The organism is Brevibacterium sp. VCM10, assembly GCF_000583215.1.
Taxonomy (GTDB): domain Bacteria; phylum Actinomycetota; class Actinomycetes; order Actinomycetales; family Brevibacteriaceae; genus Brevibacterium; species Brevibacterium linens.
This window is the reverse complement of the sequence record NZ_JAJB01000034.1, coordinates 12795-26856: the sequence shown is the minus strand read 5'-3', so window position 1 is coordinate 26856 and position 14062 is coordinate 12795. Positions and strand designations below refer to the sequence as shown.

At 65.0% G+C, this 14062-nt stretch carries 15 protein-coding genes; 6 read left to right on the top strand and 9 right to left on the bottom strand.

Features of this window, described 5'->3' with window-relative positions:
- Window positions 1–144 precede the first annotated feature (144 nt).
- Window positions 145–387 (bottom strand): peptidoglycan DD-metalloendopeptidase family protein, encoded by a 243-nt coding sequence (locus AD89_RS20560; protein ID WP_331279721.1) that lies wholly within the window; start codon window positions 385–387, stop codon window positions 145–147.
- Here AD89_RS20560 and AD89_RS20555 point away from each other — a divergent pair.
- Complete coding sequence (locus AD89_RS20555) at window positions 328–756, top strand: hypothetical protein (RefSeq protein WP_331279722.1); 429 nt, start codon at window positions 328–330, stop codon at window positions 754–756. The two genes, AD89_RS20560 and AD89_RS20555, sit on opposite strands and share 60 nt — an antisense overlap.
- On the opposite strand, the gene AD89_RS0110935 is transcribed toward AD89_RS20555, so the two are convergent.
- The 3 genes from AD89_RS0110935 to AD89_RS0110925 are packed head-to-tail and all read right to left on the bottom strand — an operon-like array spanning window position 749 to window position 2308.
- Window positions 749–1423, bottom strand: a complete 675-nt coding sequence (locus tag AD89_RS0110935; protein WP_025778797.1) for an HAD family hydrolase — start codon at window positions 1421–1423, stop codon at window positions 749–751. The genes AD89_RS20555 and AD89_RS0110935 overlap by 8 nt on opposite strands.
- On the bottom strand, window positions 1416–1841 hold the full coding sequence (locus AD89_RS0110930; RefSeq protein WP_035320513.1) for a GNAT family N-acetyltransferase: 426 nt from the start codon (window positions 1839–1841) through the stop codon (window positions 1416–1418). The genes AD89_RS0110935 and AD89_RS0110930 overlap by 8 nt, the downstream gene beginning before the upstream one ends.
- Entirely contained in the window at window positions 1838–2308 is a 471-nt protein-coding gene (locus AD89_RS0110925) for a GNAT family N-acetyltransferase (protein ID WP_025778792.1), read from the bottom strand. The genes AD89_RS0110930 and AD89_RS0110925 overlap by 4 nt, the downstream gene beginning before the upstream one ends.
- A 58-nt stretch (window positions 2309–2366) precedes the next feature.
- Between AD89_RS0110925 and AD89_RS0110920 the strand changes: the two genes are divergently transcribed.
- Entirely contained in the window at window positions 2367–2591 is a 225-nt protein-coding gene (locus tag AD89_RS0110920) for a hypothetical protein (RefSeq protein ID WP_025778791.1), read from the top strand.
- Between the two features lie 17 nt (window positions 2592–2608).
- Here AD89_RS0110920 and AD89_RS0110915 read toward each other — a convergent pair whose 3' ends face one another.
- The gene (locus AD89_RS0110915; RefSeq protein WP_025778789.1) at window positions 2609–3679 is read right to left on the bottom strand and encodes an AI-2E family transporter; all 1071 of its coding nucleotides are present in this window, start codon (window positions 3677–3679) and stop codon (window positions 2609–2611) included.
- Between the two features lie 94 nt (window positions 3680–3773).
- On the opposite strand from AD89_RS0110915, the gene AD89_RS0110910 reads away from it, so the two are divergent.
- Together AD89_RS0110910 and AD89_RS0110905 are read left to right on the top strand one after the other, a co-directional pair.
- The gene (locus tag AD89_RS0110910; RefSeq protein WP_025778787.1) at window positions 3774–6356 is read left to right on the top strand and encodes a M3 family metallopeptidase; all 2583 of its coding nucleotides are present in this window, start codon (window positions 3774–3776) and stop codon (window positions 6354–6356) included.
- Entirely contained in the window at window positions 6337–7137 is an 801-nt protein-coding gene (locus tag AD89_RS0110905; protein ID WP_025778786.1) for a queuosine precursor transporter, read from the top strand. The genes AD89_RS0110910 and AD89_RS0110905 overlap by 20 nt, the downstream gene beginning before the upstream one ends.
- Window positions 7138–7410: 273 nt before the next feature.
- On the opposite strand, the gene tgt is transcribed toward AD89_RS0110905, so the two are convergent.
- Window positions 7411–8670, bottom strand: a complete 1260-nt coding sequence (gene tgt / locus AD89_RS0110900; RefSeq protein ID WP_442853639.1) for a tRNA guanosine(34) transglycosylase Tgt — start codon at window positions 8668–8670, stop codon at window positions 7411–7413.
- A gap of 18 nt (window positions 8671–8688) precedes the next feature.
- Here tgt and mmuM point away from each other — a divergent pair, with 18 nt between their 5' ends.
- Window positions 8689–9606 (top strand): homocysteine S-methyltransferase, encoded by a 918-nt coding sequence (mmuM, locus tag AD89_RS0110895; protein WP_035320512.1) that lies wholly within the window; start codon window positions 8689–8691, stop codon window positions 9604–9606.
- A 4-nt stretch (window positions 9607–9610) separates the two neighbouring features.
- On the opposite strand, the gene AD89_RS0110890 is transcribed toward mmuM, so the two are convergent.
- Window positions 9611–10618, bottom strand: coding sequence for an isopenicillin N synthase family dioxygenase (locus AD89_RS0110890; protein WP_025778782.1), 1008 nt, complete (start codon window positions 10616–10618; stop codon window positions 9611–9613).
- Window positions 10619–10763: 145 nt separating this feature from the next.
- On the opposite strand from AD89_RS0110890, the gene AD89_RS0110885 reads away from it, so the two are divergent.
- Window positions 10764–11369, top strand: coding sequence for a flavin reductase family protein (locus AD89_RS0110885; protein WP_025778780.1), 606 nt, complete (start codon window positions 10764–10766; stop codon window positions 11367–11369).
- A gap of 19 nt (window positions 11370–11388) precedes the next feature.
- On the opposite strand, the gene AD89_RS0110880 is transcribed toward AD89_RS0110885, so the two are convergent.
- A complete protein-coding gene (locus tag AD89_RS0110880) occupies window positions 11389–12795 on the bottom strand; it encodes an FAD-binding oxidoreductase (RefSeq protein WP_025778779.1) in 1407 nt (468 codons plus the stop codon).
- A 2-nt stretch (window positions 12796–12797) separates the two neighbouring features.
- Window positions 12798–13859 (bottom strand): aminotransferase class I/II-fold pyridoxal phosphate-dependent enzyme, encoded by a 1062-nt coding sequence (locus tag AD89_RS0110875; RefSeq protein WP_025778777.1) that lies wholly within the window; start codon window positions 13857–13859, stop codon window positions 12798–12800.
- Window positions 13860–14062: the final 203 nt, after the last annotated feature.

Here is a 14062-nt window from a genome sequence, read left to right as displayed (position 1 = left end):
CACCCCACAACACGTGCCTCGTCCGATGGCGGTCGGAGGCGCGGAGCGGATATGTCCGTGTCCTCTCACCTTAGGTCGGAACCGGGGTGCGGACAATAGCCGTTGAGGGAGTTCGCAGGTGGTCGCCGAAGGCTCAGCCGGCGCTCACAGATCGACAATGGCACCAGTGGGCGGGAGAGTTCCGCCGAACCGAATCGGCACAGCGTCGGCGCATGCAAGGTCAAGACTGCTGATCGTCTGGACATGCAGATGAGGCTCGGTGCTGTTGCCTGAGTTCCCGCAGCGCCCGAGTCTCTCACCTGTCTGGACAGTCTGTCCGACCTGGACTTGGACGCTTCCCTGCTGGAGGTGGCAGAGTGCCACAACGAAGGCACCGGTTCGGATCATGACGTGATTCCCGGCGAGCGCGAGCCATCCGGCCTCGACTCGGCTGCGTTGAGTTATTGCGTAGCCGAGCGAAGGCAGACCACGGTACGCAGGATGATCGGTCGCTGCGTCGTGGATGGCGACAACAGTGCCGTCGATAGGGGCGAGCACACTGCGGCCGAAACCTATGAACTGCTCCGGAGGTTCGGGGCGAAACAGCGAGGTGATTCCGAACGCGGCCGATCGGCCCGAGTGATCGACCGGCACGAAGTCGATCGCGTACGAGGTCGCGAACCGGGTTGTGCCGTGGCTGGGTACCTGGTCGGCCGGGCTGTTCTGGACAAGCCAGCGACCGGTGAAGGGGTAGACAAGGTCGAGGGACTCAGCTGACATCTCCGCCGTCGCCGCATTCCGCATCCGGTTGATTCGCCGCGTCAATAAAAATGTCGCGCAGCTGTTCCAGCGAATCGAGTTTCAGGTCGGCGAGTTCGGCTTCAGGACGATGCCGCTGAATATGCGCCCATGGGCCTCTCATCAGGAATGCCGTCCGAATACCCATTGAGTTGGCCGGTGCGATGTCGTTATCGACCCGATCGCCGACATAGAGGATCTGGTTTTCGGGCACTGCTGCAGCATCGATCACCCGAGCAAAGAACCCTTTCGACGGCTTCTTCACTCCCCACTCGGACGAAGAAGCTATGAAGTCGACAGGGACCCACGTACTGCTCAATCGCCGAGCGAGCCCAGCAGGTTGGTTTCCGGCGATTCCCACTATCGTGTCTGTCGCCCGAATGGTCTCAGTACAGTCGAATGCGTCTGGGTACAGATCGACAGGTTCAGTTTGAGTCAGTCCAGCAGGTGGATGTAGTCCGAGCTCGGTCCAGATACCACTGTGGTCGTCTCCTCGTTCAATCAGCACCCCAAGCACAGCGAAGAACGTCAAAGACGTCGCTCCAGCACGTGCCGCATGGTCGGCCCACATCCGAGTCTCGTCGACAAGAGTTTCACCCACGTCGAAGACTACGGCTCGGATGTCGGCTCTGGAGAAGTCAGTCATCAATCGGTCTCCAAATCGAATATTCGACTACGTCGCGGAGTCTCCCACCGATTGTCTGGTGCTCCACAACCAGCTGACCGCGGAGATATCCCGCACGTCCAGCCGTGCGAAGAGACGGAACGTTCCAGGGTTCGATATACAGATCGATGCGCTGGATCTGAGGAATCGACAGACCGAAATCCGTCAGCGCAATGAGAGCGTCTGTTGAGAACCCACGGCCTTCTGCGTGGCGGCCCTGCTGCCGGCGGACCCAAGAACTGGCTTCCGCCTTGTCGGCAGTGCCAAGCAGCGAACTGGTCAACGGCACAGAGGGGTCGGTCGACAGGCTTCGTGCCATTTCGACGTCATGTTGTTCAGCCGGGCGCTGCTGAATCGCCCCGTGGGCTGGAAGAATCTGTGCTCGATTCGGCAGTGTCATCCCACCGACTTCAACATGATCAGGCAGGGCGTATCCGCTCCCCACAGGTCGGTCTCCTCCAGCGGCAGGAAGCCCATCTTCTCGTAGAAGTGACGGGTCCGCGCATAGTTAGGGTCTGCCTTCGACGGTCCGAGGGTCTTCACCTCGAGCAGCTTCGTCCCCCGGGCCCGCGCATCCTCGGTGATGGCCTCGATCATCGCCGTCCCGACTCCCCCGCCGTGGACGGCGCGGTCAACGACGGTGAAATGGATCTCGCTGGTCTGCGGGAAATGATGCGTCACCAAGGTGACCCCGACGACTCGTCCGCTGTCGTCGCGCACCGTCCACGTCTCCAAGGTCCGGGCATCGTCGATGTATTCGGCGTTGGATTCGGGTCTGCCGAACCATTCCGGCACAGTTGCGAGCAGCCGTTCCACATCTTCGGGGAAGGCATCGTCGCGCTGAGCTCTCCAGCCCGCATCAGTCATGGGCTCCACCCTAAACTCCAGGTCGATGCTCCGGTACCCCGTTGCTAGACTCAGCCCCATGAGCGAGCCCGATTCCCCCGTCCTCCGACTGATCCCGTACCTCGCGGCGATCTCTGCAGCAATCTTCGCGGGACTGGCGATGGCCGGAACCGGAGAGAGCAACCTGCTTGTCACTCTGGTCGTGGCAGGAGCCGGGTACTTCGGTGCCTACTTCATCGTCAAGCTCATCATCCACGTCCTCGTCACCCGAATCGATTCCGGCAGCAACGACGACCACGGCTGAGGTCCGATCCGCCGTTCCTACTTCTTTGCCTGCGCCGGAACGACGACCTTGCGGATGATAATGAGCGCCGAGGCGGCCACCGGCACCGCGACCACCGCACCGAGCACACCGCCTAGGGTTCCGCCGGCGATCGCGGCGATGATGACGAGGGCACCGGGCACGTCGACCGCGGCGTTCATGATCCGCGGGCTGAGCAGATACGCCTCGACCTGCATGTACACGAGGTAGTAGATGCCGGCAGTAATGCCCAGCCCGGGCGAGACCATCAGGCAGGACGCGGTGATGATGATCGCGCCGGTGATCGGTCCGACCAGGGGAATGAGCGAGGCGAGGAACGCCACGAACGCCAACAGCGCCGGCAGCGGGGCGCCGATGATGGTGAGGAAGATCGCCGAGCACACACCGTTGACGACTCCCAAGGACACCTGGCCGAGGACGTAGCGTCCGATGGATCGGGTGACCTCCTCGGTGACGGATTCGACCGTCGGCCGTGATGAGGCCGCCACCAGCGAGAACATTGCGGATTTGATCGTCGGCATGGACACGGCGAAGTAGATGGTGAGGATGACGACGATGATCACACCGGTGAGGAAGCTCAAGATCCCCGCCCCGATGGACACGACGCCGCCGCCGAGGGAGAGCACATTCTTCGGATCCGAAGCCCACTCCGAGATGTTGGCGAACACCGCATCGATGTCGATCGCGCCGGTGAATTGCTCTTCGAGCTCCGTCACCCACCCGGTCGTGGCAAGGTTCGCCACGATTCCGGGCAGATCCGCGACGAACGTCTGGATCTGACTGATCACGGCCGGCGCGATGAGCAGTGCGACGCCGACGACGATGAGGATGAAGGCCACGACGACGATGAGCACCGACAGCGACCGCGGCACCCTGCGGTCGACGAGCCACTGCACGATCGGCTCGAGCCCGAGGGCGAGGAACAGCGCCAGACCGATGTAGATGATCACTGTCGCTACGGACTGCAGCGCCGTCATCACCAGGATCGCCAGCCCCACGCCCAAGGCTCCGGTGAAACCGAGCCGGAACGCGCTGTTGAGTGTGAGGGACTTGCCCTGCCCAGTGCCCATGGGACCCAGTGTAACCAGCGATCATGCACTGGTCGGTCGACTCACGTTAGGATCGGAGCGAACCCTCAACCGCTAAGAAAGTGAATCGTCGAGCATGAGCGCAGATCCGAACGGCATCGATGTCTGGGAAGCGTTCCTCGACCCGCAGACCGACTATTCGCTTCCCGACTTCGCCGCGGTCACCGCAGAGACGCTGCTGACCGCGGTTCACACGGCCACCGATTTCGCCCGCGCCGAGGTGGCTGCCATCGTCGCCGACGACGCCGAGTCCACGTTCTTCTCCACCACGGTGAGATTCGAATCCGCGTCCGTGCCGATGACCCGCATCGCCTCCGTCGCCGCAGCCATCGAGTCGAATCATCTCCGTCCCGAACTCACCGACGCCATCTCCGAGATCTGGGAGCTCCTGTCGGCCGCCCAGACCGAGATCCTGCTCAACGTGGACCTCTTCCACCGCATCGAACAAGTCTCGGTCGCCGACCTCAACCCCGAGGACAAGCGTCAGCAGGAACTGACCATCGATCTCTTCGTGCGTGCGGGAGCCCGCCTCGGCGAAGAGGAACGAGAGCAGATGGCCACGATCGCGGCCGAGCTGACCACTTTGGAGAACTCCTTCTCCCGCGCTCTGCAGCTCGATACGCGCGAGCTGGCCGTCCACCTCAGCGAGGCCGATTCTCTGGCTGGGATGAACGACGATCAGATTGCGGCCGCGGCGAATCGCGCCGCCGAGCGCGGCGTCGACGGCTACCTGCTGCCGCTGAACAACTTCACCCAGCAGGGTGTGCTCGAATCCCTGAACACCGCGCAGACGCGCCGGCACGTGCTGAACAATTCGATGGCGCGCGGTTCCCGCGGCGGCGACGGCGACACCCGCACCCAGGTCGCCGACACCACGGCGCTGCGTGCGCTCAAGGCGCATCTGCTCGGATACCCCTCCTACTCGTCCTTCGCCATCGACAATCAGACCGCGGGCAATCCCGATGCCGCTGCCGATATCGTCTCCTCTCTCATCAATCCGGCGAACGCCCAACTCGATGAGGAGCTGGCACAGGTCAAGACCCGCTACGGCCTCGAGACGGTCGCAGCAGAAGACGTCAAGTACTACCTTGCGAAGTTCCGCGCCGACGAATTCGGCATCGACCCCGACGAGGTGGCCAAGTACTTCGAGTTCGACACGGTCCTGACCGAGGGCGTCTTCCGAGCCGCCACCGGCCTGTACGGCATCACCTTCGCCCCCTACGACGGTGTGACGGCCTGGCATGAGGACGTCCGCGTCTACGAGGTCACCGACGTCACCGAACGTCCCTTGGGGCTCGTGCTCATCGACCCCTACTCGAGGGACACCAAGCGCGGCGGAGCCTGGATGGACCAGCTGGTTCCGTCCTCCCGACTGACCGGGCTGCTGCCGGTCGTCACCCTCTCGCTCAACCTCGCCAAACCCGGCCCAGGTCGGCCCACCCTGCTCAATCCGACCGAGCTGACGACCCTGTTCCACGAATTCGGGCATGTCCTCCACGGGCTGTTCGCGAACTCCACGTATCCGTCGACGGCGGGCACTGCGGTTCCGCGTGACTATGTCGAGTTCCCGTCCCAGCTCAATGAGATGTGGCGCTTCCACCCGCAGGTCCTCCCCCACTTCGCCAAGCACGTCGACACGGGTGAGCCGATGCCGGCCGAACTCGTCGACGCCCTCATCGCCTCAGAGAAGTTCGGGCAGGGCTTCGACACGATCGAATACCTGGCAGCTGCCATGCTCGACCTGTCCTGGCATTCGCTTGAGGCGGGTGAACACATCACCGAGGTGCTGTCCTTCGAATCCGAGGTGCTCGCCGCGGCCGGGTTCTCCCCGCTCGTTCCGCCGCGCTACCGGTCGACGTACTTCGGACACATCTTCGCCTCCGGCTATGCGGCCGGCTACTACTCCTACCTCTACTCCGAAGTCATCGCCGCCTGGGTGAGCGAATGGTTCGAGGCCCAGGGCGGGCTCAACCGGGAAGCCGGTGAGGCCTTCCGCGAGGCGATCCTCGCGCCGGGCTATTCGGTCGACCCGATGGCCGCGATCGAACGCTTCTTCGGCACCCGCCCGGATGTCGCCCCGCTGCTGCGCCGCCGCGGTCTCGCCGAACCTGTCACGGAGGCGGACGATCAGGACGAGGAGGCCACGACCGAGACCGAGCCCGGAGCCGCCTCGGCGAGGTGGGGCCACCCCAACCACGAGGCGGTCGCCGCCGATCTCACGGCTGCGGGCATCGATCCGCGCATCGAGATCTTCGACGGTTCGACGCCGACGGCAGCCGCAGCGGCCGAGGCCCTGGGCATCGAGGTCGGGGCGATCGCGAACAGCCTCATCTTCTCCTCCGGCGGCTCCCCCGTGCTCATCATGGCCTCGGGCGCCCACCGGGTCGACACCGCCCATGTCGCCGAACTCATCGGCGTCGACTCTCTCGACCGGGCGTCGAAGGAACTCGTGCGCGAGGCCACGGGGCAGGTCATCGGCGGGGTCGCTCCCTGCGGTCATCCGGGCCCGATTCCCACCTATGTCGATGTGTCGCTGAAGGACTATCCTGTTCTCTGGGCCGGCGCGGGGACACCGAATTCGATGGTGCCCCTGACGTACGAGCAGCTGCTCACGGTCACCGGAGGAAAGGAAATCACCGTTGTCGCAGAAGAGTCCTGAGTCTGGGCGCTCCGAGTCTGAGTCCGGGCGCTCCGAGTCTGAGTCCGGGCGCTCCGAGTCTGAGTCTGGGCAGCCGGGTCGCACCACCGATCCGGCGCACACCACCTCGGCTGCACGTTTCGCAGCTTTCGCTTCCTCTCGCGGCCGCTACTATGCGGTCTTCCTCGCCGTGTTCTGCGCGGTGCTCATCATCTCGAACATCTCGGCTACGAAGGTCATCGGCTTCGGCCCCGTAGTCACCGACGGTGGCGCGTTCCTCTTCCCCATCGCGTACATCCTCGGCGATGTGATCAGCGAAGTCTACGGCTTCAAAGCCGCTCGCAAGGCTGTGATCACCGGTTTCGGCCTGCAGATCCTGGCCACTTTCGTCTTCTGGCTCGTGCTCATCTCGCCTCCGGGACCAGGCTACGAGAACCAGGACGCCTTCGCCGCGGTACTCGGCTTCTACCCGCGCATCGTCGCGGCCTCCCTCGTCGGCTACTTCGTCGGCCAGCTGCTCAACTCCTGGGTGCTCGTGGCGGTGAAGAAGCGCATGGGCGAGTCGAAGCTGTGGGTGCGACTGCTCACCTCGACCGGCGTCGGCGAGTTCGTCGACACGCTGCTGTTCTGCATCATCGCCTTCGCCGGAGTCATCCCGGGACTCGACTTCCTCAACTACATCGTCGTCGGCTTCGTCTACAAGGTCGCCGTCGAAGTCATCTTCCTGCCCGTGACCTACCGCGTCATCAAGCTCGTCAAACGCCACGAACCCAGCTACGAACTCGACGCGGCTGAAGCCTAGGCGAACCGGACGCCCAGTGCGGGTGGCAGCGGACGCCCAGCGCGGGTGGCAGCGGACGCAGCGTGGTCGGCCAAGCACGAACGGTGGTCTGCGGCGAGTGTCATCGAGTTTCGTCCTCGGCCGCATCGACTTCTGTCCCTGAACGCATCGACTTCTGATCAGGTCATCGGGATAAAACTCGATGCGCTGATCAGAAGTCGATGACTGACCGGAACGGACCAGTCGAAGACCGACCGGCACGGGCCGGGGCGACCGCCACCACCGGGTCCGCGCCTACTTCTTCGCGTAGTACCGGCCGAGGACCTCGGTTTCGAGCTCGTCGAACCGGCCGTCGACAATCGACTGCCGGATCTCGTCGACGAGCGAGACGACGAAGTGCTCGTTGTGAATGGTGCACAGGGTGGAGAAGAGCATCTCCTTCGCCTTGTACAGGTGCCGCAGGTAGGCCCGCGAGTAGTTCCGGCACGTGTAGCACGAGCAGTCGGGGTCGAGCGGGCCGAAGTCTCGGCGGTACTTCGCACCGGTGAGGTTGTACCGGCCGTCGCGGGTGTAGATCGCGGCATTGCGGGCCACGCGGGAGGGCGAGACGCAGTCGAAGGTGTCCGCGCCGGTCTTGATCGCCTCGAACAGGTCGTCGGGTTCGGAGATGCCCAGCAGGTGCCGCGGCTTGTTCTCCGGCAGCTCCTCGCACACCCAGCGGATGATGATGCCGAGGTTCTCCTTCTCCAGCGCCCCGCCGATGCCGTAGCCGTCGAAGTCCATGGCGCCCAGGTCGCGGGCGGCCTTCCGTCGCAGGTCTTCGTACTGCGCACCCTGCAGCACACCGAACAGCGCCTGGTAGGGCCGGTGCGACCGCTCCTCGGTGAGGCGGAAGTGCTCCTCGATGCAGCGGATCGCCCACAGTCGGGTCCGCTCCAGCGACTCCTCCTGGTAGCCGCGAGTGTTGACCAGCGTGGTCAATTCGTCGAAGGCGAACATGATGTCGGCGCCGAGTTCGTGCTGCACGCGCATCGAGATCTCAGGGGTGAAACGGTGCATCGACCCGTCGAGATGGGACTTGAACGTCACCCCGTCGTCGTCGACGTTCGACAGCCGCTCCTTGCCGACGGCGACGAGGTCGTCGTTCTGCTCCCCCGTCGACTCCATCGAGATGACCTTCTTGAATCCCGACCCCAGGCTCATCACCTGGAATCCGCCCGAGTCGGTGAAGGTCGGTCCCGGCCAGTTCATGAACCTGCCCAGACCGCCGGCCTCGTCGATGAGGTCCGACCCCGGCTGCAGGTAGAGGTGGTAGGCGTTCGAGAGCACCGCCTGACCGCCGAGTTCGGCGACCTCGTCGGGGCGCACAGCCTTGACCGTGGCCTTCGTGCCGACCGGGATGAATGCGGGGGTCCGGATGTCGCCGTGCGGGGTGCGGATGACTCCGGTACGTCCGCCCGTGTCCAGGCGGGTGCCCACCTCGAAGCCGAACTGTGATCGGTCGTTGATGGGCGCGGTCTCGGATGCTGCCGGGGATTGGTCTGTAGTCACCAGACAAGCTTAACTAAGTCCATGACGTTCACCCAGATGCTCACCTGCGCAGAGGCCGCCCCCATCGTCATCGACGGCGGGCTGGGCAGTGCCGCCGAAGATCGCGGCATCGACCTCGACCATGCGCTGTGGTCGGCCGAGCTCATCCGCCGTGATCCGGACACCCTGCTGGCAGTGCACTCCGCCTTCGCTGATGCCGGTGCCCGCATCCTTACGACCGCGAGTTACCAGGCGACGCCGACGGGCTTCGTCGAAGCAGGAATCAGCGTCGCGGAAGGCAACCGGATCATCACCGACAGCGTGAGAGTCGCGCGCAGTGCCGCAGAACGCAGAGACGTCCTCACCGCCGGTTCCGTCGGCCCCTACGGCGCAGCTCTGGGCGACGGTGCCGAATACACCGGCGACTACCGCTTGTCCTCGTCCGAATACACCGCCTTCCATCGTCCACGCATCGCTGCCCTCGCCGAGGCGGGAGCGGACCTGCTCGCCATCGAAACCCAGCCGCGCCTCGACGAGATCGCAGCGATCATCGGCCTGACAGACGAGACCGGACTTCCCTCCTGGGTGACCGTGACTCTACAGACCGGCACGGACACGAACGTCCCGACCTTGCCCGACGGCAGCACCTTGGCGGAGCTCGCGGAGGCGGCGGCCACCTCGGCGAGTGTGCAGGCGATCGGAGTCAACTGTGTGCGCCCATCCCTGGTGACTCCGGCACTGAGAGAACTGTCCCGGCACACGGATCTGCCGCTCATCGCCTATCCGAACTCGGGTGAGATCTACGACGCGAACACCCTGACCTGGCGCGACGGTGCGGAAGCCGGAGTCGGGTCGTGGCCGATGGCGGAGTGGACCCGCCTCGGTGCGCAGATCATCGGCGGCTGCTGTCGGGTGCGTCCGGAGGACATCGCAGTCCTGACGGAGCGGACCCGAGCCTGAGTCCTCAGGCCCGAGCTCTCACGAGGTCCGGATAGAACTTCTCGGCGACGTTCGGGTGGGACCGCAGCCGAGAGAGGAAGGCGTTCTCGCCGTACACGGCGTGCAGAGCGTCGCGTTCGTCCTGAGTCACACCGCGGGCATCGGCGGCGAGTTCGGCGGGCAATTCGACCTCGGGCAGACGAGCGTTCAGAGCCGGGTTGAAGAAGAACGGGATGGAGATGCGGTCCTGCCCGGGTCCGGTCGGCAGGACACGGTGGACGGTGGCTTTGAGGTAGCCGTTCGTGGCGACTTCGAGGAGTTTGCCGATGTTGACGACGAAGGTGTTCTCGATCGGATCCGCATCGATCCAACCGTCATCGGTAAGCACCTGCAGGCCGGTGGTGCCCGGCTGCGGGTAGAGCAGGGTGAGTGTGCCGGCGTCCCGGTGTTCGCCCACGCCCTGGGTGACGGACTCGGATTCGGCTTCGGGGTAGCGGACGATCTTGATGAAGGATTCGGCATCCTCGGCGAAGGCGGACGCGAAATGATCGCCCGCCTGACCGAGGCTCAGCGCCCACTGTTCGAGGAGACGAGCGCCGACCTCGCTCAGCTGCGCGTGCCAGGATTCCGTGGCCTCGCGCAGCTCGGGCAGCGATTCCGGGTACTGGTTGGGACCGGTGAGGTGGTCGAAGTCGTTGACCGGTTCGGTCACGGGTGCGCGTTCTGGGCCGATGTCGATCTGCTCCCGCCAGTCGACGCGGCCTTGGGTGCGTTCGCCGCCGGTGCGGGTGTAGCCGCGGAAGTGCGGGGAGTTCGTGTTCTCGATCGCGAGCTTCTCTTCCTCGGGCAGAGCGAAGAAGCGGCCGGCGACGTCGATGATGCGGGTGAAGTCGGCATCGGGAATTCCGTGGCCGGTGAGGTAGAAGAAGCCGATCTCATGGGTGATGCGGCGCAGGTCCGCACGGAATGCCTCGGCGGTCGCGGGGTCATCGGCCAGGCTGAGGTCGAGGATGGGGAGCTGGGTGACGGTCATGCCATCACGGTAGACCGCGACAGGAAGCCAGTGTGTGAGCGGTGTCACGGAGCGACGCACTCCGTCATCATCTTGTCATGGACGAAACCAGACAGAGACCGTCCCGCACAGTGCGCTCTCCCGGAACTCCTGCTTGAATGGTCGGGTGACCCACTTCTATCGCCCGTCCGAGGGCCACCGCCTGCCGCACGACCCCTTCAACGCCATCGTCGCACCGCGACCCATCGGCTGGATCGGCACAGTCGATGCCGAGGGCCGCCGCAATCTCGCGCCCTATTCGTTCTTCAATGCGCTGAACTACTCTCCACCGCTCGTGGGCTTCTCCAGCAACGCGTGGAAGGACACCGTTGCCAACTGCCGAGAGACCGGGGAGTTCACCTGGAACCTCGTCACTCGGACCCTCGCCGAGGCGATGAACGCCTCGTCGACCACCGCGGAGGTCGACGAGTTCTCCGCCGCAGACGTCGAGGCGGCCGAGTCCGTGGAGATCTCTGCGCCACGCGTGGCAGCCTCACCGGCGACCTTCGAATGCCGAGTCACTCAGATCATCGACCTGCGTACCGCGGACGGGGAGAGCTCCGGCTCGTGGTTCACCGTGGGTGAAGTGGTGGGGGTCCATCTCGACGAATCCCTGCTCACCGACGGGATCGTCGACACAGCCGCCGCCGAGCCGGTGCTGCGCGGCGGCGGACCGACCGCATACTTCGGGATCAGCTCGGATCAGCGCTTCGACATGCGCCGACCGGGCTGAGTTCGATCACCCGAGGAGCTCAGCCGAGCATCTTACCCGGGTTGAGGATCCCCAAAGGATCGACCGCGGACTTGATCGACGACTGCAGCATCTGAGCGCCGGCATCGAGTTCGCGCACCAGCCAGTCCTTCTTCAGATACCCGACCCCGTGCTCGCCCGTGATCGTCCCACCCAGATCCAGACCAAGCTGCATGATCTCCGCGAACGTCTCCTTCGCTTCGGCCACGCTCGCCGGATCGTGAGCATCGAAGAGCACACTCGGATGCATGTTCCCATCCCCCGCATGACCGGCCGTGGACACCTCCACCGCGTGCGCGGCCGCGATCTCGTCCAACCTGGCAAAGAACTCGCCGAGGCGGGACCGAGGAACGCACACATCATCGATGAGCTCTCCCCCACCAAGCCCCGACACGTACTTCTCCATCGCCGGAGACACCGCACGCCGAGCCGCCACCAGCATCTCAGAATCCGCCGGATCCTCGGAGAAGAACACCTCATCGGCACCCTGCGCCCTGGCGATCGCCTCGAACGATTCCAGCTCGGTCACACCAGCCTGCCCCGGAGCATCCGACTGCACCAACAACAGCGCACCGGCCCCGTCGGGCAGCCCGAAATCACCATAGGCATTGATCATGCCCACGGTGCCTCCGTCCATGAGCTCGAGCATCGACGGGGCCGCCCCGGACGCCATGAACTCAGAGACCGTATGCCCGGCCGACTCCAAGTCCGGGAAGATCCCGACACCGGTCACCGGCGGAGCCAACAGAGGTCTGAGCCCGAGGGTGATCTCGACGATGACTCCCAGAGTCCCCTCGGACCCGACGAACAGACCCGCCAGATCGAGACCGGCCACACCCTTCGCCGTCTGCCGACCCAACCGGGTCACTGTCCCATCGGCGAGGACCACGGTCAGACCGCGCACATAGTCTCGCGTCACCCCGTACTTCACACAGCACATGCCGCCGGCGTTCGTCGCGACGTTCCCGCCGATCGTGGAGATCGCCACCGACCCCGGATCCGGCGGATACGACAGACCGTGCTCGGCCAGAGCCGATTTGAGATCTTGGTTGATGACACCGGGCTGGACACGGCACGTCTGGTTCACCTCGTCGATGTCGACGATCGCGTTCAGCTTCGCGACGTTGAGCAGGATCGCCCCATCGGTGGCGTTCGCCGCCCCCGACAAACCCGTCCTGGAACCCTGGGTGACCACCGGGATCCGATGCGCGGTGGCAAACCGCATCACCGCGACCACATCATCGACGTCGGCAGCACGAACGAGCGCCGAGGCGGTCCCGACCCGACAGAACAGGGCCTTGTCCGCCGAATAGGAGTCGATGACATCCCGATCGGTGACCAGGGCGCCTTCGCTCAGCTCGGCCGCAAGTCCGTCCAGGTCCGTGCCCACTGTCGTCTCCGCACTCATCGTCACAGCGACGCAGCCACCTTGAGCACGCGCTCGAGTGCCTCATCGGGGCCGATGCTCACACGCACGCCGCCCTGCAGGCGACGCACGGCCACGGCCTGCTTCGCACACTCGCCTTCGAAGGCGACGGCCGCCTCGGGGTCGAGTGCGATCCACACATAGTTGCCCTGGGCGTCGGGCACGGACAGACCCAGCTCCCGCAGATCATGCGCGAACCGGTCGCGCACCGCGGCGACTTCCTTGGCGCGCACGGCCACCTCGTCGACCCGGGACAGCGATTCCCGGGCCGCGGCCTGAGCGCCGGCGGTGACGGAGAACGGAGCGATGACCTGTCGCATCGCCGAGGCGATCTCGACATCGGCGATGCCGTAGCCCACACGCAGACCCGCCAGGCCGTGCGCCTTCGAGAAGGTGCGGGCGAGCACGAGATTCGGGTGCCTCTTCCGTGCGGCCAGACCGTCGGCCGCCTCGGTGGCGAATTCGAGGTACGCCTCGTCGAGGACGACGATGACGGACTCGGGCACCTCGGCGAGGAATCCGTCGAGTTCGGCGTCCGTGATCGTCGGACCGGTCGGATTGTTCGGCGAGCACAGCAGCACGAGGCGGGTCGTGTCATCGATCGCCGCGGCCAGGCCGGCGAAGTCGTGGCGACCGTCTGCCAGGAGATCGACGGGGCGCTTCTGGGCACCCCGCGCCGAGGCGAGGATCGGGTACATCTCGAACGACGGCCACGGATAGACCACGGAGGTGCCCGCCTCGAGGGTGATGTTCGTCAGCGCCGTGAGGACCTCGGAGGCACCGGCACCGGGAACCACCTCGGCGGGTTCGACATCGAGGTGGGAGGCGATATCGGCCACGAGCGCGGCCGCCGTGGGATCGGGGTAGTTCCCCGGAGTCGCCGAGGCGGTCGCCACCGAATCGACGATGCCCGGCAGCGGCGGCAGGTGGTTCTCGTTCGAGGACAGTTTGAACGGGGTCAGGCCCGGGGATGCGACGGGAGGCTTGCCGGGAACATAGGGAGGGAACTCGGCGAGCGCGTCACGGAGCAGGAAACGTTTGGACATGTGCCCATAGTTGCACACCTTGTGGCGAGCAACACAGACTGTCTTGCCAAAGCGTCCGAATGGTCGGATTCCGACGGCTGGGGCGGACACTCATCCGCTGTGAGAATGCTCTCGCCACACGCTGTTGCCACTGCCCGAGTTACAGGAGTGCTGATGCCGGAGAGTACCCTGAGAGACGAATACACATAGTCAGAGACGAGGAA

Excerpts from the sequence above, each read along its gene's own strand:
- AD89_RS0110930 (WP_035320513.1), bottom strand. The coding sequence starts at position 1,841 with ATGACACTGCCGAATCGAGCACAGATTCTTCCAGCCCACGGGGCGATT.
- AD89_RS0110880 (WP_025778779.1), bottom strand. The coding sequence starts at position 12,795 with ATGAGTGCGGAGACGACAGTGGGCACGGACCTGGACGGACTTGCGGCC.
- AD89_RS0110890 (WP_025778782.1), bottom strand. The coding sequence starts at position 10,618 with ATGACCGTCACCCAGCTCCCCATCCTCGACCTCAGCCTGGCCGATGAC.
- AD89_RS0110910 (WP_025778787.1), top strand. The coding sequence starts at position 3,774 with ATGAGCGCAGATCCGAACGGCATCGATGTCTGGGAAGCGTTCCTCGAC.
- AD89_RS20560 (WP_331279721.1), bottom strand. The coding sequence starts at position 387 with ATGATCCGAACCGGTGCCTTCGTTGTGGCACTCTGCCACCTCCAGCAG.
- AD89_RS0110920 (WP_025778791.1), top strand. The coding sequence starts at position 2,367 with ATGAGCGAGCCCGATTCCCCCGTCCTCCGACTGATCCCGTACCTCGCG.
- AD89_RS0110915 (WP_025778789.1), bottom strand. The coding sequence starts at position 3,679 with ATGGGCACTGGGCAGGGCAAGTCCCTCACACTCAACAGCGCGTTCCGG.
- AD89_RS0110935 (WP_025778797.1), bottom strand. The coding sequence starts at position 1,423 with ATGACTGACTTCTCCAGAGCCGACATCCGAGCCGTAGTCTTCGACGTG.
- mmuM (WP_035320512.1), top strand. The coding sequence starts at position 8,689 with ATGACGTTCACCCAGATGCTCACCTGCGCAGAGGCCGCCCCCATCGTC.
- AD89_RS0110875 (WP_025778777.1), bottom strand. The coding sequence starts at position 13,859 with ATGTCCAAACGTTTCCTGCTCCGTGACGCGCTCGCCGAGTTCCCTCCC.
- AD89_RS0110925 (WP_025778792.1), bottom strand. The coding sequence starts at position 2,308 with ATGACTGATGCGGGCTGGAGAGCTCAGCGCGACGATGCCTTCCCCGAA.